Here is a 17,205-nt window from a genome sequence, read left to right as displayed (position 1 = left end):
TTTCGGCTCAACTGGCCGGGTTGTCGACCGGTTCGAGATTGTCTTCCGTGGTGACCCGCTCATAGGTCTCCTGCTCGCTGCGAATGCGATATTGCGGCGAGCCGTCCTTGACCGGCAGCCGGCTCTTTATCTGGAACAACTCCGCGGTCTTTTGGGCAAGGCCGGTGCGGCTCTTCATGCGGACAGTCTGGCCGACGGTGAAGATATGCGCCGGCGTGTCCGTGCGCCGCGCACTCTGCTGGAAGCGGATCATGTGGCATTCTCCTGGTCGTGCCGAAGCGCTGCTTCGAGTTCGGCGTGGTCGACGGCGACAAGCCGGCTGGTCGGGCTTTTCACCGTCCTTGCCGGCAGATGGATGAAGGTGGCGACGCGGCGCCAGGCAAGCCACGACATGCCGTCGATCAGTTCCTCGTCGTGGTCGATGTCATAGTCGCCGGCCGGCTGCATGCCATCCAGGCCGCCAAGCACGAAAGGTGCCGCGAAATGCGCGATGGAATGAGTGGTGCGGGCAGACATTCTCGTGCCTTGAAGTTTCTTTCCGGCCTGGCTCCGGAAGCGGAGCCTGCATTGCGGTACCAGGTGTCGGCGATTTGGATCAGTTTGGCGGGCCGAGAACCCTGACGCCGCGAGGGCCCAAGCATGACCCAAAAACGGTTTCATACCATTAGTCCGAAAATGCGGCTTATTCAAGAAGATTCCGGCCTCTTACCCCTACCAACGCAAAATTACTTTTCTATAGTTATTTGCAGAACGATGATACGATCCCGGTGCACCTCAAAAATTGTTTGAAGAACTTCCGGAAAAATTCCTCCGGCATTTGTATTTATTTAGGTATGAAAGGAAGAGAGTCATGAATTCCGCAAGAACACCGGATGTCCCGACAGTTGCAGTCAATCCCGTCGCAAAGCCGATAAAGGTTATGTCGCCACGCCTCACGATAAGAAGCGACGAGGCGGCAAGGCGAAGGCTTGCCGATACCGACGGCACGGTGCGGCGGGCGCGCCAGCTTGCCGAAAGCAACCGCCTGATTTGACGCGCAGCCATGACACTCAATTTTCCCAATCCCAGCCGCTCCTACGACGCGGCGGCCAAGCGCGTTCGTTTCGTCGGCCATGACGGCATGTTCGAAGTCCCGTTCTTCGTCGAGGTTGCGGCACTTTCGGCGGCAAACCCGGCCGCAAGCGGAGCCGAGGCCGAATTTCTCAGTGCCTTCGACGCCAAGCGTTCGTCGATCCACGATATTGCGCGCGAAGCCTACTCGCATGGCCGCAGGAACATGTATGTGCTGACGCCGGCCGACTTCCGCTAGTTTGGGGTTTGCTCCATAGTGCCCGTCGTCTGCTCTTGCACGCGCCGCAGCGATGGCCTAGATCGCGGCAGGCGGACAACACGGCAGGTTTCCCATCAACAGAAATCCGAGACAACCGGCAGGCGCACGTTACGGCTCAGGCGGGCAGCCGCCGCTGGGGCTCGACCAGTACGTGCAGCAGGCGCTGCAGCTGCACCAGGCGGGGCGCCGGCAGGAGGCCGAGGCGCTTTACCGTCAGGTGCTGGCGCAAAAGGCTAACCACTCGGCCGCCGCGCATTTCCTCGGGCTTCTGCTGCACCAGACCGGGCGCAGCGCCGAGGGGCTGGCGCTGATCGAACAATCGGTTCGGCTGCAGCCGAACAATCCGGATTTCCTCAACAATCTCGGCACCGTGCTGCGCGACCTCGGCCGGGTCGCGGCCGCAGCCGATCTCTTCCGCAAGGTGGTGGCAACCAGGCCGGACCAACTGGCGGCGCGCGACAATCTCGGCTCGTCGCTGAAGCAGCTCGGCCAATTCGAAGGCGCCGAGGATATTTATCGCGGTACGATCGGTCGCAACCCGTTCCATGTCCGCGCCCGTGTCGGGCTTGCCGAGACGCTGCAGGAAGCGGGCCGGCTGGATGAGGCATTAGCTGTTTTTCGCGAGGCGCTGACGATCCGGCCGAAGGATGCCGATCTTTTGCATGGCCTGGGTGTCGGGCTGATGGAAAAGGGCAGTCTCGACGAGGCTGCGGATCTTTTCAGGCAGGCGCTGGCGGTGGATCCCGGCATGGCAAGGGCCTGGCTAATGCTCACCCAGGTCAAGCGCCAGAAGGAGCGCGACGCTGAGCTTGCCCGCATGGAGGCGGAGCACGCCAAGACGCCGCAAGGCAGCCTGCCGCGCATGCAGCTTTCCTTCGGCCTCGGCAAGGCCAATGACGACCTCAGGGATTATGGTCGCGCCTTCGACTATTTCGCCGAAGGCAACGCGATCCGCCGCCAGGGCATCGACTACGACGCCGGCAAGACGCGCGGCGAGTTCGAGGCGATGAAGGCGGTGTTCGACAAGGCCTTTTTTGAAAAGCACAGGCCGAGCGGGATTACCGACGACACGCCGGTCTTCATTGTCGGCATGCCTCGTTCCGGCACCACGCTGGTCGAGCAGATCATCGCCAGCCATCCGAAGGTCTACGGCGCCGGCGAGCTCGGCATATTGAAGACGGCGGTCGGCAAGCAGTTTCCGCTCAGCATGAAGGGCGGCTTTCCCTGGGGCATCGCCGACATGTCCGATAAGGCCTATGCCGAGGCCGGCCAGGCCTATCTCGATATGCTGCACGCCCGCTATCCCGGGTTCCGGCACGTCACCGATAAGATGCCCGGCAATTTCCTGTTGGTCGGTTTCATCCACATGATGCTGCCGCAGGCCAAGATCATCCATTGCGCGCGCGATGCGGCAGCGACCTGCCTGTCGATCTACAAGGTGCACTTCCGCGGCGACAGCCACCGCTACGGCTACGATCTCGGCGAACTCGCCGATTTCCACAATCTCTACACCGACATCATGGCGCACTGGCACGCCGTGCTGCCTGATGTCGTGCACGACGTTCGCTACGAGGATTTCGTCGCCGACCAGGAAGGCCAGTCGCGAGCACTGATCGCCCATCTCGGCCTGCCATGGGATGACGCCGTGCTGTCGTTTCACCAGACCGACCGGCCGGTGCGCACGGCGTCCGCCGCGCAAGTGCGGCAGCCGATGTATCAGGGCTCGGTCGATCTGTGGAAGCGCTATGGCGACCGGCTGAAGCCGCTGCTCGACAGGCTGGCTTAGAGCGCCGCTGGGCCTTAAAAGCGCGTCGCGCTCGATCGGCCTCATGCGACGCGCTTTAGATCCTTGTTTTTATACATGTCGTTATCGCAAAACCGCTGCGCGACATGCATCAAAGCTCCATAAACGGCTGAAAGCCGCCGAAGATCATGCGCTTGCCGTCGAACGGCATCGTCGACCAGTCCGACTTGATGCGTGGGTCGGCCATCACCTTGGCCATCACCGCGTCGCGGCTCTGCCGCGATTCATAGACGACCCACGAGAAGATGACGACCTCGTCGTCCTTGGCCTGCACGGCGCGCGGGAACGAGGTGATCTCGCCATAGGGCACGTCGTCGCCGACGCATTCGACATAGGCAAGCGCCCCGTGCTCCTTCCAGACGGCGCCGGCGGTTTCCGCCAGCTTCTTGTAGGCATCGAGCTTTGCCTTCGGCACGGCAAGTACGAAACCATCGACATAAGACATCTGATTTCCTCCATGCGATTGTTTTCCGCCCTCTTGAGCGGTGATTTCCGGTACATACCTGTGTGGGGATCCTAAGCCGCTTTCACCGGCGCGTTCATTGCCCATTCGACGCCCAACGGATCACGCATATTGCCCCAGCGGTCGCCCCAGAACATCACCTGCAACGGCACGCCTTCCTCGCAGCCAGCCTCGATGGCCCGCTTCCACCAGGCGTCGATGTCGTCGCTGCCGAGATGGAGCTGCATGGTGTAGCCCTGCGGCTTCACAACGGCCATTCCATGCTCGGGATAGAAGTCGGAAAGCATCAGCGTCGAACCGTTGATGTGGAGATGGATATGCATGGTACGGCCCTGTTCGTCCGGCGGATAGGCAAAGACCTGCTCGGCACCGAAGGCTTTTTGGTAAAATTCGGAGGCTTTGAAAGCGCCGTCCAGCTGAAGGTAGGGCGTCAATCCGCCAAGCACCTTGGCGGCGGGCTGGGTCTGCGGCTGGTCATTCATGTCATGCTCCTCTTTGCGTCTGATTTGCCTTTGCGAACCACAGGACGAACGGAACGGCGACGATCCTACACGGCCGATGGTTTTTTGGATTCGAAATGGCGCCTGCCGCAACGGCCAACTGCCACCTTTCAACCTTCGATGCGAATCCGCGGGCTGTTTTGCGCGTCGACGACGATTTCCGGCCAGCCGATATCTTTGCGCAACTCGATCGGCAATGAAAGGATGGCGCGTTCGCTGCGATAACGGGCGCGAGCCGCCGAGTAACGCGTCACGGCGTGACCTATGGATGACAGAATAGACATGATGCTTTCTCCTCGATTGGCGCCGGCATCACCGTGTCGGCAACCCAAGGACGTGGCATGCGATCATCATCCGACAGAGCGCCGGAATTTTTTTCCACAATTTTTCAACCGTCGGCCTCGGCAACCTCCCGGAAGAAAGCTTCCGGGTCGTCGACCTCGGTCAGCCGCCGTTTCTCGATCAGCCAGAAGCGGTTGCCAACCGCGCGGATGAAGGAGCGGTCGTGCGAGGCAAGCAGGCAGCTTGCTTGATGTTCCAGCAATTCCGCTTCCAGTGCCTCCTGGCCGTCGATGTCGAGGTGGTTGGTCGGCTCGTCGAGTAAATAGAAGTTGGGATTGGCGAGCCTGAGCGCCAGCATCATCAGCCGCGCCTTCTGTCCGCCCGACAGCACGCTGATCCTGCGCTCCTGCATGTCGATGCTGACGCCGGCGCCCGCGAGCAGCGAGCGGGCGCGCTGCTCGCCAACGTCGAATCCGCGCGAGAGCATCGCCAGCGGCGTGTCGTCGCCGCTGATGCCCGACAATGCCTGGTCGCTATAGCCGAGCACGGTCGACGGCGTCACCTTCAGGCTTTGCGCCGCCGTTTCCGGCTCGACGATGGCGTTCCGGATCAGGCCGATCAGCCGTGATTTGCCGACGCCGTTACGGCCGAGCAGGACGATGCGGTCGCCTTGGCAGATGTGGCGCTTGCCGGTGCTGAACAGAACCGTGCCGTCAGGCGTTCCGACCACCAAATCGTCGAGCGTGATCAGCACTTTGGCATGGCTGCCGCGATTGGTGAGCTTGATCGTGCCCGCCAATCTTTCGCGGTGTGCCGGCGCCGCCGCTTCTTCCAGGCGCTCTGCCCGCTGGTTGAGCTGCTTGGTCTTGACCGTCAAAAGGTCGCTGCCGGAATTGATGCCGATATTGTTGAGTTTGGCCGCCTGCCGGCGCAGCTGCTGCGCCACTTTCATGTCGCGCTGGAATTTGCGCTCGGTCGAAGCGTCGACCTCGTCCAGCGCAAGCCTCGCCCGCGAATAGGGCAGCGAAAAGACCGGCGACTGTTCGGGGCGCAGGAACAGCGTGCGGTTGGTCGTCGCGTCGAGGAACGCCCTGTCGTGGCTGGCGATCACCACGGGCACCTCACGCGGCAGCGCGTTCAGCCAGGTCTCGAGCTGGCTGATCTTGCCGAGGTCGAGATGGTTGGTCGGCTCGTCGAGAAGCAGGACGTCGGGATCGGTGACCCAGACGCGGGCGATCAGCGCCAGCCTTTGCCAGCCGCCGCTCAATGCCCGCATCGGCCGCTCGCGCATCGGCTCGGGTACGTCGAGCGAATCGAGGACCACATCGACGCGCCACAGCTCGCTTTCGGCGTGCTCGGCTGGCAAGGCGTCGGCCACCACCTCATGAAAGCTGCGCCCGGCCAGCGCTGCGGGAATGACCTGCTCGACATAGCCGACGCGCAGGCCGCGCGTGCGGGTGATGTCGCCTGATGTCGGCTCCATCTCGCCGGCCACGCACTTCAGCAAGGTAGATTTGCCGCGGCCGTTGGCGGCGACGATGCCGAGCCGGTCGCCGGTGCCGATGGTGAGGTCGAGATTGGAGAAGAGGGGCGCACTCATGGTGACGCCGAGCGACTTGAGGCTGATCAGGGCCATGTCGATTACTCTGGTCTGTCCGGACTGAATTCCGGTTCAATGCACTTGACGGTGCGCAGGCTGGCCATCAGGCTCGGCGTTGCAGCACCACGAAGGGCGGACCAAAAAAATCGAAGCGGGAGAACCCGGACCGTCTCTGGTCAGCCCTGCAAGCAAGCTCGCAGGGCAGGGACAGGGCCGCGCTGACGGTGGTGGTCGATATGCACGCAGCCCTCCTTTCAAGACGTTCGAGTATAGGGATTGGGTTACACCAGGGGCGGGGCCGATGGCAAGTGGTTGGCGCTGGAGCGAGCGGAGCGCCGAAGCTGCCAATCTCCCCCCGTGTGGGGGAGATGCTCGGCAGGGCAGAGGGGGGCGCGAAGGATCGCTACCGTCCCGGCCGACCCGTCTTGCCGGGGCGGCGCTTTTCGCGGCGAGTATCGGCGGGATCCTCGTAGGAGCCGATACCACTGCGCTGGCGGACAACGGGCTTGTCGGAATCGTTGCGATCCTTCGCGCCCCCCTCTGCCCTGCCGGGCATCTCCCCCACACGGGGGGAGATTGCCTGTGGCTTTGCCGGCACCTTTCCTTCGATCGGCTTTTCTGTGCGCCGCACGGTCATCTCGTCGAGCGAGTTCTTCTTGAACAGCGGCTTGGTCGGTTCACCCGGGATGCCGAAATCGGAGCCGTGCGCTTCTTGCGCCGACTGTTTCTTGAACAGCGAACGCGACACCGCGCCTGAAGGCGTCGGCATGTCGGTGCCGGGGCCCATATCGTCCAGCGACGGCTTGGCAAACAACGGCTTCTTGACCGGCACCGAGCCGTCGGCACCCATCTCGTCGAGCACCGGCTTGCGGAAGAGGTTTGGCCGGGCGGCCTCTTCGGTGGCACGTGCCTCGTCCAGTTTGCGGAAACGCTCCTGTTCCTCTGATGTACGATGTTTGGCCACGCCCTTGTTGTGCTTACCCTTCTCGCGGCCGGAGACGGGGCTTTCCATGTCGGCATATTTGGCCAAAGGATCGTCCGAGATCGACAGTTCCATGTCGCGCAGCCGCTTGATCTCATCGCGGACGCGCGCCGCCTTCTCGAAGTCGAGATTGGCGGCGGCGTCGCGCATCTGCTTGTCCAGCGCGTCGAGATGGGCTTTCAGATTATTGCCCATCATGGCGCCGGCGCTGTCGGTGAACTGCGAAATGTCGGCGCGGACATGGTCCTTCTCGTAGACCGAGTCCAGAATGTCGGAGATGCGCGATTTGACCGATTCCGGGGTGATGCCGTTGGCCTGGTTCCATTCCATCTGCTTTTCGCGACGGCGATTGGTCTCGGCCATCGCCCGCTCCATCGAGCCGGTGACCTGATCGGCGTAGAGGATGACCTTGCCGTCGACGTTTCTGGCGGCGCGGCCGATGGTCTGGATCAGCGATGTCTCGGAGCGCAGGAACCCTTCCTTGTCGGCATCGAGAATGGCGACGAAGCCGCATTCGGGAATGTCGAGGCCTTCGCGCAGCAGGTTGATGCCGACCAGCACGTCGAAGGCGCCGAGGCGCAGGTCGCGCAGGATCTCGATGCGCTCCAGCGTATCGATATCGGAGTGCATGTAGCGGACGCGAATGCCCTGCTCGTGCAGATACTCGGTCAGGTCCTCGGCCATACGTTTGGTCAGCACGGTGACCAGCGTGCGGTAGCCGGCCTTGGTGGTCTCGCGGATTTCGCCCACCACATCGTCGACCTGCGTCTTGGCTGGGCGCACCTCGACCGGCGGGTCGATCAGGCCGGTCGGGCGGATGACCTGCTCGGCGAAAACACCGCCGGACTGCTCCATCTCCCAGCCGCCGGGTGTTGCCGAAACCGCGACGGACAGCGGGCGCATGGCGTCCCACTCCTCGAAGCGCAGCGGCCGGTTGTCCATGCAGGACGGCAGGCGGAACCCGTACTCGGCCAGCGTCGCCTTGCGGCGAAAGTCGCCGCGATACATGCCGCCGATCTGCGGTACGGTGACGTGGCTTTCGTCGACAAAGACCAACGCATTGTCGGGGATGTATTCGAACAAGGTCGGCGGCGGATCGCCCGGCTGGCGGCCGGTCAGATAGCGCGAGTAATTCTCGATGCCGGCGCAGGAGCCGGTCGCCTCAAGCATCTCCAGGTCGAAGCGGGTGCGCTGCTCCAGCCGCTGCGCCTCCAGCAACCGACCGGCCCGTTCGAGTTCGACCAGCCTATGCTTGAGTTCTTCCTTGATCGACTTGATGGCCTGGTTCAAGGTCGGGCGCGGCGTCACATAGTGCGAATTGGCGTAGATCTTGACGCTCTTCAGCTCGCCGGTCTTTTGGCCCGTCAGCGGATCGAATTCGGTGATCGCCTCGATCTCGTCGCCGAACAACGAGATGCGCCAGGCACGGTCCTCGAGGTGAGCCGGGAAGATCTCGATCGTGTCGCCGCGCACCCGGAACGAGCCGCGGACGAAGTTTATGTCCTGGCGCTTGTATTGCTGGGCGACGAGGTCGGCGAGCAACGCGCGCTGGTCTAGGCGGTCGCCGATCTGCATCTGGAACGTCATCGCCGTATAGGTCTCGACCGAGCCGATACCGTAGATGCAGGAGACCGAGGCGACGATGATGACGTCGTCACGCTCGAGCAGCGAGCGCGTCGCCGAGTGGCGCATGCGATCGATCTGCTCGTTGATCGAGGATTCCTTCTCGATGTAGGTGTCGGTCCGGGGCACATAGGCCTCAGGCTGGTAATAGTCGTAGTAGCTGACAAAATACTCGACGGCGTTTTCCGGGAAGAATTTCTTGAACTCGGAATAGAGCTGCGCGGCAAGCGTCTTGTTGGGCGCCAGGATCAGAGCGGGGCGTTGCGTCTCCTCGATCACCTTAGCCATGGTGAAGGTCTTGCCCGAGCCGGTGACGCCGAGCAGCACCTGGGTGCGGTCGTTGCTGTTGACACCCTCGACCAGATCCTTGATCGCCGTCGGCTGGTCGCCGGCCGGCTCGAAATCCGAGACCATCTTGATGGCGATGCCGCCTTCGGATTTTTCCGGCCGGGCAGGGCGGTGCGGCGTCCACAGCACGCCGTCCTTGTGCAGCGGATTGCCGGATTCGATCAGCGCCGACAACGCCGCGACGGTGGCGGTGACGCCGCCCGAAGCCATGGTCTCGGCCTCTTCCAGTGAGACATCGAGGCCGGCGACAGGATTGAGACCGGCCGCGGTGCGCTCCCGCGCCGAAGCCGCGCCGCCCATCGAGGTGCCGCGTGCCGTACGGCCGGGGGAAGACGAGCGCTCGGGGATCTTTTTCGCCGACTTCGCTAATTTGCCGCCGACTTTGCCGGAAACGCGCCCTTCCTTCTCGGCTTCCTGCTCGATCTGCTCGGCCCAGTCGGCGATCGAGCCGGTTAGCGGCGCGCCGGTGAGCTCGGCCTGCGGCGCTTCGGCAAAGCCGTGCAGTGGCTCCGAGGCATCGAGGAAATCGGTCAGCGGACTGCGCCGCTTGGGCGGCGATGCGCGATCGTCATTCGCCGGCGGCGGCGTTTTCTTGTCGGAGAGTCTGGCCATGGCCCGAATATGGGAGGTATCGGCCAAAATGGAAAGAGCGGAGTGCCAAGGGGCGCGAGGCACAATCCAGCTGCTGACAGAAGGGTGTCAGGAGCACCGTCCAAGTTTCCCGCTCAATTAAACCAAAGCGCAAATGTCAGAAACCCGGCGCCGCCGAATTGGCGCTGGATCTGGTTGAACTCCTCGCTGGTGAGAATCTTGCCGCGTTCGAGATAGGGCGCGATGGCCGGGCCGGTGATCGACAGCACCAGGTCGAAGGGCTTCGGCTCGTCGAAGAAGCGCTTCATGTTGATGCCTTTGTCGGCGATGCGGAAATGCGGCAGCAAGGTGCGGCCTTCCAGAAGATCCTCGGCCATGGCCAGCGCGGCGAGCCAGGCCTGCACCTGCTGCTCGCCGACGTCGAGGCCGGTGAGCGGGCTGGCGCCTTTTTGCTGCGGCCCGGGCAGCCATTCACGGTCATTGTCGGTTTCGGCGCGGATGGCTTTCCAGTCCTCGCGCGACAGCCGGATCATTTCCATGAGATGGCGGCGCGCCGCTTGCCGGCGCTCCGGCTCGACCACTTGCCAGTTGACGAGATGGACCAGGGAGATGAAGTCGGCGAGCCGCCATTCGGACGACAGGATGCCGCCATTCATGCCACCGTCCAGCGGCACGAGCGTGTCCTGCAGCGGCAGTTTTGCGCGCGGGAACAGCATGTGGAAGGAGCCGTCGAAGGTGTTGCTGAAGTCATGCGCCAGCCAGAAATCGGCCTGCGCCATCAGGAACTCGGCATAGCCCTGCAACCAGTAACCGTCGGCGCGGTCGAAGCGGAAGGTGAGGGCGGGTGCGGCCGCGTCTGGCGCACCGCCGCCGCGTGACAGGGACGCCATGATCGCGGCGGCACTTTCGTCCGGCGCGATCTGGCCGTCCTCGTTGAGATCGATGCCGAGACGGGTCAGGTCGATGACCATGCCGATATCCGCGTCGGCGGGTACCGAGCCCAGCGTGGCTGCGGACTTCTCCAACCGGTCGCGGAAGGCGACGAGAATGGCGCGGAATTGTTCGTAGGTCAGCGGCTCGGGATCGACATTGTCCGGCACCGGCAGCCGCATCAGCGGCAGCATGAACGATTGCGGGCTGTCGAAACCGTGGCGGTGCAGACCGCCCGCCAGGATCTCCAGCGCGGTGAAGAATTCCCCGGCGCCGGCGGCATAGGCCGATGCCGGATTGCCGGGCGCGGCGGCTTCCAGCGCGGCTAGCGCGCTGTCGCGCTCGGCCACGGTTTTTGCCTCGAACAGGGCCGTCGGTTCGGGAGCCGCGGCTCTGGCCGAGGACAGCGGCAGGAGAAGAACGATGGCGCCTGCCATCAGCCTGGAAAAACGCGTCATCGTGATCGCCCCTTTTGTCGCTCCGCAGTGGATCATACACGCATTTGGTTCGCGCGCCTGTAGCCCTGTGGTTCACCGATAACAGTCGACGCTTCAATCAATCCGGCGGACGGTCTACACAGGGCAAACGATTGGGCGTCGCGTGTCGAATTATCCGCTTTCCTACAAACTGTCCTGGCTGCCCCGTTTCCTCCGGCCTTCGCTCGGCGGCGCGGCTCGCGGCTTCGCTCCGATGGCGGCAGCCCTGCTCGAACCGGCGCCGGCGCGGACGGTGCGGCTGGCATTCGTCGGCGACATCTCGGCGGTGGCCAATCGTCGTGTGCCGGACTGCGATCCGGCGATCGCGGCGCTGCTCGCCTCGGCCGATCTCGTGGTCGGCAATTGCGAAAGCCCGGTCGTGGAACGGCCGAGCTCTGTTTTGGGTACGAGGTTCGGCACGCACCATGCGATGAGCGAGCGGTTTCTTGCCGAGGCGCTGGCCGCCGCCGGCATTTCGCTGGAAAGACTGGTGCTGTCGCTGGCCAACAACCATGTGCTCGACCAGGGCATTGCCGGCTTCGACGAGACTGTCGCCGCGATAGCGCGGCTCGGCAGCCGCACCATCGGTGCTGGGGCTCCAGTCGAACGGTTTGCGGTCGGGCCGCTGACCATCGGCCTTGCCGGCTTTACCCTGTGGCGCAACGCCGGCGCGGCTCAATTCGCGGGCCGAGTCTCGATGCAAGGCGATCCGACGCAATGGCCGCGCGGTGCCGCATCGGGTGTCGATCTCCTCTGCGCGGTGCCGCATTGGGATTGGGAGTTCCGGCATTTTCCGCGTGCGAAGACGCGGGCACTGGCGCGGCTTCTGGCCGAACATGGCGTCGGCTTGGTCGCCGGGCATCATGCCCACGTCGTGCAGCCGATCGAGCGGATCGGCAAGACGCTCGTTGCCTACGGGCTCGGCGATTTCTTCGGCACTGCCTTCGCGCGCCAGCCATGGCCGGGCCGTATCGGCGCCATTCTCGTCGTCGACATCAGCGCCGATCCCGGCACGCGCGGGGCCATCGCCGCCTACCGGCTGCATGCCTTCATGCGGCTGCGCACCGGCGATCATGAGCGGCTGGTCCCGGTCGAAACGTTGAAGGGAAAATCCAGGCAAAGAGTTTCGGCCCGCCTCGATGCAATCTTCGGTGCCGGGCGCTGATGGCTGCGCTGACGCGGTCCACAAAACCGGCTATCATGCGCTACGCAGGCAAGCTTGTGGCGGCGGGTGGGCGATGGAAACAGCGGATTTCATGCCGAGCGAAGCGGTGATCGCCGGCATCAGGAAGAACATCGAGGTCTACGAGGCCGAAAGAGCTTCGGCCCATCGCCAGACGCGCTGGCGGGTGCCGATGTTCATCGGACTGCTGCTGGTGTTCGTGGCGCTTGTGGCCTGGCTTTTCAACGGGGTTGCCGACCCGAACGAGCAGTGGTTCTCGACCCCGCATGTGTTCCTCTATATCGGCGGCTTCCTGGCGGCAATCCTGCTCTATTTCAAGGCGATCAAGCCGGCGGGCAAATTGCGGCAGTCGTTCCGCAGCACTCTGCTGCCGATCGTCTTCGGCTTCATCGAGAACATGCAATACCGGCACAACGTCAAGCCGAATTCGTTTGACCGGTTGCCGCGTGAGACGGTTGGCCCGTTCAGCCGGCAGTCTTTCGACGATGTTTTTTCCGGCCGCTATGAAAGGTTTCCGTTCGAGCTTTACGAAGCAGATCTCCGGGAAGGGACGGGCAAGAGCACGACAGCAGTGTTCAAGGGCGTCATCGTCGCCTTCGAGACGATCGTGCCGTTCCCCGGCACATTGGTCGCCGCGCGCCGGACCAACAAGGTCGTCGGCTTCTTCCGCGGCATCTTCGGCAGCAAGATGCAGGAACTGTCCAGCGGCGTGCCGGAGCTCGATGCCGCCTACGAGTTCCGCACCGACAATATCGAGGCGGCGCAGCCGCTGGTGACCGGCCGGCTGGCGCAGGCGCTGCGATGGCTCGGCGAAACCCGGCCGAACGATCCGGCACGCGTTGCGCTCAGCGGCAGCGACGGCTTCTTGCTGCTGCCGCAGGAAAGGAATTTCTTCGAGCTGCCGGATATCTCCACGCGCCTCGACTACACCAAGCATGTCGCGCCGATGATCGCCGACATGGGCGCGATCCTGGCGACAGCGGCGCTGGTGCGAAAGATCGGCGTGAACGATGTAGAAGCCGGTTGAACTGGAATTCAGCCGTCAACAACCGAAGCCATAGTTCTGGCGATAATAGTCGGCGTCATCCTTCGACATCTTTTTGAAGAGAACGCAGACAGTGAAGCTTCCCACCCGGCGTCCGTTCTTCATATAACCCCAGTCGGAAATATCGTCCCGGCTGAATTCGATCTCCTGGCCTGCCACGACGTTGTGAACGGTCTGCGGCTCGTTGTCCAAGGTTCCCGCAAATCCGGCCGCCGTACGGTGGAAGGGAATGACCCAGAAATGTTCCGTGGCGTCCCCGTCCCTGACCATGACTTTCAATTGGAAGTCGGCGGTTCCGGATGGAGGCGCGTCGGCCAATGCCACGAAGTCGTCGAGACCGGCACGCGCCTGCTCGATAGCGGCCGCCATCTCCGGATCGTCGCCAGCTACGCTGACGACCTTGTCGTCGCCCTGACCAGGAGTTTGCGCGTCGGCTGATGCCGGAGCAAACGCGAGCAACAGGGCAAGCGCGGTACGGGCTGCAAGCTTCATGGTGAGACTGCTTTCGACATTTCCGCCAGACAAACCGGATCATCATTCGCCGAACGTCTGATTGGCAACTGGTTTTTGTCTCCATCAGGCGCTATTCCTGGGACAGTGGGGTGGGGCTATGATCGAGGAACGCAAGGGGTTTCGCCTGTCGCGGCGGCTGCTGCTTGGTGCGGCGGTGGTCGGCGGCGCGATGGTCTGGGGCGGCACGACCGTGGCGCGGCTGGCCCGCGGCCCGTCGGCGCAGAAGAATTCCGGGCGCATTGCCGACATTGACGGCATCGACCTGGCGCTGAAGCCGCTGGAGAACGCGCCAGCCTACGATCCGTCGCTGCCATGGCTGACCAAGGGCGGCGACATCAACGATGCCAGCGGCCTTTCGATGACGCCGGTCTACGGCGTTATCGAAGTCAGCGAGGAAAACCACATTGCGAGCGCGTTGGCCTTTGCCCGCACCAATGGCCTGAAGGTCTCGGTCGCGGCGGTGCGCCACTCGATGGGCGGCCACGCCTTCGACGATAACGCACTGGTCCTCGACATGCGCAAATTCAACAAGATCAGCGTCGATGCGGCGGCGAAGGCGATGACCTTGCAGCCGGGCGCGCGCTGGCACGACATCCAGAACCTTTTGCACCCGCGCTTCGCGGTGAAGGCGATGCAGTCGACCGACATCTTTTCGGTCGGCGGCTCGCTGTCGGTCAACGCGCATGGCATGGACCATCAGGCCGGCTCGGTCGCCGGCTCGATCCGTTCGATGCGGGTGATGCTGGCCGACGGTTCGGTGACGACCTGCTCACCGGCCGAAAACACCGAGCTGTTCCGCCACGTCGTCGGCGGCTACGGCCTGTTCGGCGTGGTGCTGGAGGCGACACTCGACATCGTCGACAACGCCGTCTACCGCACCTCGCGCGAGATCATCAAATCGGACGATTTCCCGACGTTCTTCGCCGAGGTGCTGGAGCCAAACAGGGCGATTGGTCTGTTTTATGGGCATCTGTCGACTGCGCCGGGCAATTTCCTCGAGGATATGATCGTCTATCGCTATGACAAGGTCGCCGACCAGCCGCCGGCCGACCAGCCGGCAATCGGTGAACCGGGCTCGGTTGGGCTCAAGCGGGTGATCATCAACCTGGCGAAATGGGGCAGCCTGTTCCAGGAGCTGAAATGGTTCACCGAAAAGACGCTGGAGCCGCAATTCGAGAGCTGCACGGTGGCGCGGACGACGGCAATGGCCGAGGGCGAGGCCTGCCTGGTCACGCGCAACAACCCGATGCACGATTCAGTGCCCTATCTGTTCAACGACCTGCTCGACGAGACCGACATACTGCACGAATATTTCATCCCGCGGGCGGCCTATAACCCGTTCATCGCGGAAGCGCGCGAGATCCTGCGCAACCAGAGCCTGCCGGTGCTCAACGCGTCGGTACGCATCGTCCACAAGGAGGATGTGGCGCTGAATTATGCGCCGGAGCCGGCCTATTCGCTGGTGCTCTACATCAATCAGCCGACCGACGCCGACGGCAATGCCAGGATGCGGGCACTGACAAGGGCGCTGATCGACGTGACGATCAAGCATGGCGGGCGTTTTTTCCTGCCCTACCAACTCCACTACACGGGCAAGGAGCTGCTTGCCTCCTATCCGGAACTGCCGTCCTTCCTGGCGAAGAAGCGGCAATACGATCCGGGGGAGCTGTTTTCCTCGACTTTTTACCGCGCCATCAAGGCACTGATCGGCACGGCCTGAAGTGCCGGTTACAGACCGTCAGGCAGCTTCGCCGCCAGCCAGTTCGCCGAGTGCCTGGCGATGCCGATCGTTGCCGACGCGGCGCGGCCGAGATCGGTCTTGACCACGGCGTAACCGGTCTTCGTGCGGTAGAGCAGGGCGCTGCCGCCATCGACCGCCGCTTCGTAGGCGACCGGCCGGACGGCTTCTGTTTCCGTCGCCGTCGCCTGCGTTCCGACCGCTGCACTGGGCCGATGGCTCAGTTCTGCTGGCAGCGGCTCTGTCGCGGCCGTACTGGCCGTCGTCAATTCGGGCTCCGAAGTGGTCGCCGCGAGCTGCGATGACGAAGACGAGTTCTGTGTCCGGCAGATGCCCGAGACCAGCGGATAATCGAAATTGCGCTCGTGCAGCATCTGGCTTTTCATCGCCGCTTCGCATTCAGCGATGGTCGACCACTTGGCGGGCGTCTCGCCGATATATTCGCAAAGCCTGGCGTCGCAGTCGCAGCCGACGATGGTCATGGCGACAAGGGCGGTCTTGATCACGGTCTTGTCCCTCCGAATTGCCCGGCGCATGTGCGCAAGATCAAAGTGCTACGGCATCATCAATCGTTGCGGAACAAGGCGGGATTTGGCCGCGATTGTGGAATGAGCGTGGCGGAGCATCACGCAACGTCTTGCCGAGGCCGGCTGTGACCGAAAGGCCTCAGTAGTCGTAGACGTGCTCGAGCCTGGCGCCCGCCGTCATCAGCGCCGGCAGCACGACGTGCAGCTTGCGCACGGCGACGGTCAGGCCGGTGCGGCGCGTCGAAGGTTCCGCCGGAAGCGGGTAGCTGAACAAGGTGCGTGCGCCTTGGGGAACATTGATCTCGTCATTGGAAAGCACGGTGACCATGATCTCGTCATTGCCGCCGATCTCGACGAAGGAGACGCCCTTGCCGATCAGGCGCGGGATCATGTCGGTGAACACCTGATAGCGCCTGGTGACGAAGACCGTGCCGTCGGCGCCGAGATCGCGCTCCAGCAAGGTGTCGGGCTCGTTGCGGGTCACCTCGCTGACCGGACCCTTGGCCCAGACGTGGATGTCGAGCAAGGCCGGGTCGGTGGTGGCGGCGAGCGCCGACTTGATCAGATCGGCGTAACCCTGCTTGATGGTGTAGGCGAGGCCGAAGGCGAGCTTGCGTTCGCTGGTGCGGACGGCGCTGTCGTCCGCTGCCGGCTGGACGGCAAACAGGCCGGCACGCTTTTCGGCATAGGGAAACTGGTACCACGGCACCTGGTCGAGAAAACCGGCATACTCCGCCGCCACCTCGGCCTGGTAGATGTCGACGGCGGTGCGCTTGCCGGCCGTCGCTTCGGTAATGCGGCCGACCGTATTTTCATAGGCCCATTGGATGGCGTGCTCGATCGTGTGGCTGGTGCCGATGATCACCAGCATCTGGTGGTTGTCGAGGTTGAACTTGTAGGCGGAGCTGGCGCGGACCACCATCGCATAGTCCTGCCAGAAGCGGCCGATATAGGAGAGATAGGGAAAACCGCTCGGCTGGTTCTTGTCGACGAAGCCGGCATATTCGCGGGCGGCGTAGACGATGGCCCATTCCGGATAGGTCAGAAAGGTCGATTCCTCCGGCCGCTGGTAGCCGGGGATCTCGGCACGGACCTTGTCGGCCAGCGCCGTCGGCGGGGCACCCTCAGTGACGCCCGGCAATGGTGTTGTGTCCAGCGACGGCGTCGTGAGAAAGCCGTAGGCCAGCCCGGCGATCGGGATCAACACGACAATGACGACGAGCCAGAGGATCGCCTTGATAATGCGCTTCAGCCAGCGGAACAGGAACAT

At 63.3% G+C, this 17,205-nt stretch carries 17 protein-coding genes; 6 read left to right on the top strand and 11 right to left on the bottom strand.

Annotated features, from left to right (window positions below; genetic code table 11):
- Nucleotides 1-7: 7 nt before the first annotated feature.
- Together NKH91_RS00435 and NKH91_RS00430 are read right to left on the bottom strand one after the other, a co-directional pair.
- Nucleotides 8-253, bottom strand: a complete 246-nt coding sequence (locus NKH91_RS00435) for a hypothetical protein (RefSeq protein WP_352846608.1) — start codon at nucleotides 251-253, stop codon at nucleotides 8-10.
- On the bottom strand, nucleotides 250-516 hold the full coding sequence (locus tag NKH91_RS00430; protein WP_352846610.1) for a hypothetical protein: 267 nt from the start codon (nucleotides 514-516) through the stop codon (nucleotides 250-252). Before NKH91_RS00430 ends, NKH91_RS00435 begins: the two co-directional genes overlap by 4 nt.
- 334 nt (nucleotides 517-850) lie before the next feature.
- Between NKH91_RS00430 and NKH91_RS00425 the strand changes: the two genes are divergently transcribed.
- From NKH91_RS00425 to NKH91_RS00415, 3 genes are all read left to right on the top strand, one after another.
- The gene (locus tag NKH91_RS00425) at nucleotides 851-1,033 is read left to right on the top strand and encodes a hypothetical protein (protein ID WP_023719172.1); all 183 of its coding nucleotides are present in this window, start codon (nucleotides 851-853) and stop codon (nucleotides 1,031-1,033) included.
- 9 nt (nucleotides 1,034-1,042) lie between these two features.
- Entirely contained in the window at nucleotides 1,043-1,309 is a 267-nt protein-coding gene (locus NKH91_RS00420; protein ID WP_352846612.1) for a DUF1488 family protein, read from the top strand.
- Nucleotides 1,310-1,481: 172 nt separating this feature from the next.
- Entirely contained in the window at nucleotides 1,482-3,116 is a 1,635-nt protein-coding gene (locus NKH91_RS00415; protein WP_352846614.1) for a tetratricopeptide repeat-containing sulfotransferase family protein, read from the top strand.
- A gap of 109 nt (nucleotides 3,117-3,225) precedes the next feature.
- Here the strand turns inward: NKH91_RS00415 and NKH91_RS00410 are convergent, their stop codons facing one another.
- The 6 genes from NKH91_RS00410 to NKH91_RS00385 all read right to left on the bottom strand — a co-directional run bounded on the left by NKH91_RS00410 (nucleotide 3,226) and on the right by NKH91_RS00385 (nucleotide 10,911).
- A complete protein-coding gene (locus NKH91_RS00410) occupies nucleotides 3,226-3,579 on the bottom strand; it encodes a DUF1428 domain-containing protein (protein ID WP_023719169.1) in 354 nt (117 codons plus the stop codon).
- Between the two features lie 71 nt (nucleotides 3,580-3,650).
- Nucleotides 3,651-4,079, bottom strand: a complete 429-nt coding sequence (locus NKH91_RS00405) for a VOC family protein (RefSeq protein WP_352846617.1) — start codon at nucleotides 4,077-4,079, stop codon at nucleotides 3,651-3,653.
- Between the two features lie 128 nt (nucleotides 4,080-4,207).
- Nucleotides 4,208-4,381 carry a hypothetical protein gene (locus tag NKH91_RS00400; protein ID WP_023719167.1) on the bottom strand — a complete coding sequence of 58 codons (174 nt, stop codon included), beginning with the start codon at nucleotides 4,379-4,381 and terminating at the stop codon, nucleotides 4,208-4,210.
- Nucleotides 4,382-4,485: 104 nt separating this feature from the next.
- A complete protein-coding gene (locus NKH91_RS00395) occupies nucleotides 4,486-6,015 on the bottom strand; it encodes an ABC-F family ATP-binding cassette domain-containing protein (RefSeq protein WP_352846619.1) in 1,530 nt (509 codons plus the stop codon).
- 367 nt (nucleotides 6,016-6,382) lie between these two features.
- Nucleotides 6,383-9,544 carry an excinuclease ABC subunit UvrB gene (uvrB, locus tag NKH91_RS00390; RefSeq protein ID WP_352846621.1) on the bottom strand — a complete coding sequence of 1,054 codons (3,162 nt, stop codon included), beginning with the start codon at nucleotides 9,542-9,544 and terminating at the stop codon, nucleotides 6,383-6,385.
- A 113-nt stretch (nucleotides 9,545-9,657) separates the two neighbouring features.
- Complete coding sequence (locus tag NKH91_RS00385; RefSeq protein WP_352846624.1) at nucleotides 9,658-10,911, bottom strand: hypothetical protein; 1,254 nt, start codon at nucleotides 10,909-10,911, stop codon at nucleotides 9,658-9,660.
- A 142-nt stretch (nucleotides 10,912-11,053) separates the two neighbouring features.
- Between NKH91_RS00385 and NKH91_RS00380 the strand changes: the two genes are divergently transcribed.
- Together NKH91_RS00380 and NKH91_RS00375 are read left to right on the top strand one after the other, a co-directional pair.
- Nucleotides 11,054-12,094 (top strand): CapA family protein, encoded by a 1,041-nt coding sequence (locus NKH91_RS00380; RefSeq protein WP_352494889.1) that lies wholly within the window; start codon nucleotides 11,054-11,056, stop codon nucleotides 12,092-12,094.
- Nucleotides 12,095-12,167: 73 nt separating this feature from the next.
- Nucleotides 12,168-13,139 carry a hypothetical protein gene (locus tag NKH91_RS00375; RefSeq protein ID WP_352494890.1) on the top strand — a complete coding sequence of 324 codons (972 nt, stop codon included), beginning with the start codon at nucleotides 12,168-12,170 and terminating at the stop codon, nucleotides 13,137-13,139.
- 15 nt (nucleotides 13,140-13,154) lie between these two features.
- On the opposite strand, the gene NKH91_RS00370 is transcribed toward NKH91_RS00375, so the two are convergent.
- Nucleotides 13,155-13,649: a YegJ family protein gene (locus NKH91_RS00370; RefSeq protein WP_352846627.1), complete on the bottom strand. Its 495-nt coding sequence runs from the start codon at nucleotides 13,647-13,649 to the stop codon at nucleotides 13,155-13,157.
- 118 nt (nucleotides 13,650-13,767) lie between these two features.
- On the opposite strand from NKH91_RS00370, the gene NKH91_RS00365 reads away from it, so the two are divergent.
- Complete coding sequence (locus NKH91_RS00365; RefSeq protein ID WP_352483104.1) at nucleotides 13,768-15,390, top strand: FAD-binding oxidoreductase; 1,623 nt, start codon at nucleotides 13,768-13,770, stop codon at nucleotides 15,388-15,390.
- An 8-nt stretch (nucleotides 15,391-15,398) separates the two neighbouring features.
- On the opposite strand, the gene NKH91_RS00360 is transcribed toward NKH91_RS00365, so the two are convergent.
- Together NKH91_RS00360 and NKH91_RS00355 are read right to left on the bottom strand one after the other, a co-directional pair.
- Entirely contained in the window at nucleotides 15,399-15,914 is a 516-nt protein-coding gene (locus NKH91_RS00360; protein ID WP_352846629.1) for a hypothetical protein, read from the bottom strand.
- Between the two features lie 160 nt (nucleotides 15,915-16,074).
- On the bottom strand, nucleotides 16,075-17,205 hold the full coding sequence (locus NKH91_RS00355) for a hypothetical protein (protein ID WP_352846631.1): 1,131 nt from the start codon (nucleotides 17,203-17,205) through the stop codon (nucleotides 16,075-16,077).

It is taken from the genome of Mesorhizobium sp. M0894, assembly GCF_040319725.1.
Taxonomy (GTDB): Bacteria; Pseudomonadota; Alphaproteobacteria; order Rhizobiales; family Rhizobiaceae; genus Mesorhizobium.
Note: the sequence above shows the minus strand (reverse complement) of the source record. Positions and strands in the feature narration are given on the sequence as shown.

Bases quoted from the DNA above. Each gene is read 5' to 3' on its own strand.
- NKH91_RS00435 (WP_352846608.1), bottom strand. From the start codon at position 253: ATGATCCGCTTCCAGCAGAGTGCGCGGCGCACGGACACGCCGGCGCAT.
- NKH91_RS00430 (WP_352846610.1), bottom strand. From the start codon at position 516: ATGTCTGCCCGCACCACTCATTCCATCGCGCATTTCGCGGCACCTTTC.
- NKH91_RS00425 (WP_023719172.1), top strand. From the start codon at position 851: ATGAATTCCGCAAGAACACCGGATGTCCCGACAGTTGCAGTCAATCCC.
- NKH91_RS00420 (WP_352846612.1), top strand. From the start codon at position 1,043: ATGACACTCAATTTTCCCAATCCCAGCCGCTCCTACGACGCGGCGGCC.
- NKH91_RS00410 (WP_023719169.1), bottom strand. From the start codon at position 3,579: ATGTCTTATGTCGATGGTTTCGTACTTGCCGTGCCGAAGGCAAAGCTC.
- NKH91_RS00405 (WP_352846617.1), bottom strand. From the start codon at position 4,079: ATGAATGACCAGCCGCAGACCCAGCCCGCCGCCAAGGTGCTTGGCGGA.
- NKH91_RS00400 (WP_023719167.1), bottom strand. From the start codon at position 4,381: ATGTCTATTCTGTCATCCATAGGTCACGCCGTGACGCGTTACTCGGCG.
- NKH91_RS00395 (WP_352846619.1), bottom strand. From the start codon at position 6,015: ATGGCCCTGATCAGCCTCAAGTCGCTCGGCGTCACCATGAGTGCGCCC.
- uvrB (WP_352846621.1), bottom strand. From the start codon at position 9,544: ATGGCCAGACTCTCCGACAAGAAAACGCCGCCGCCGGCGAATGACGAT.
- NKH91_RS00385 (WP_352846624.1), bottom strand. From the start codon at position 10,911: ATGACGCGTTTTTCCAGGCTGATGGCAGGCGCCATCGTTCTTCTCCTG.
- NKH91_RS00375 (WP_352494890.1), top strand. From the start codon at position 12,168: ATGGAAACAGCGGATTTCATGCCGAGCGAAGCGGTGATCGCCGGCATC.
- NKH91_RS00370 (WP_352846627.1), bottom strand. From the start codon at position 13,649: ATGAAGCTTGCAGCCCGTACCGCGCTTGCCCTGTTGCTCGCGTTTGCT.
- NKH91_RS00365 (WP_352483104.1), top strand. From the start codon at position 13,768: ATGATCGAGGAACGCAAGGGGTTTCGCCTGTCGCGGCGGCTGCTGCTT.
- NKH91_RS00355 (WP_352846631.1), bottom strand. From the start codon at position 17,205: ATGTTCCTGTTCCGCTGGCTGAAGCGCATTATCAAGGCGATCCTCTGG.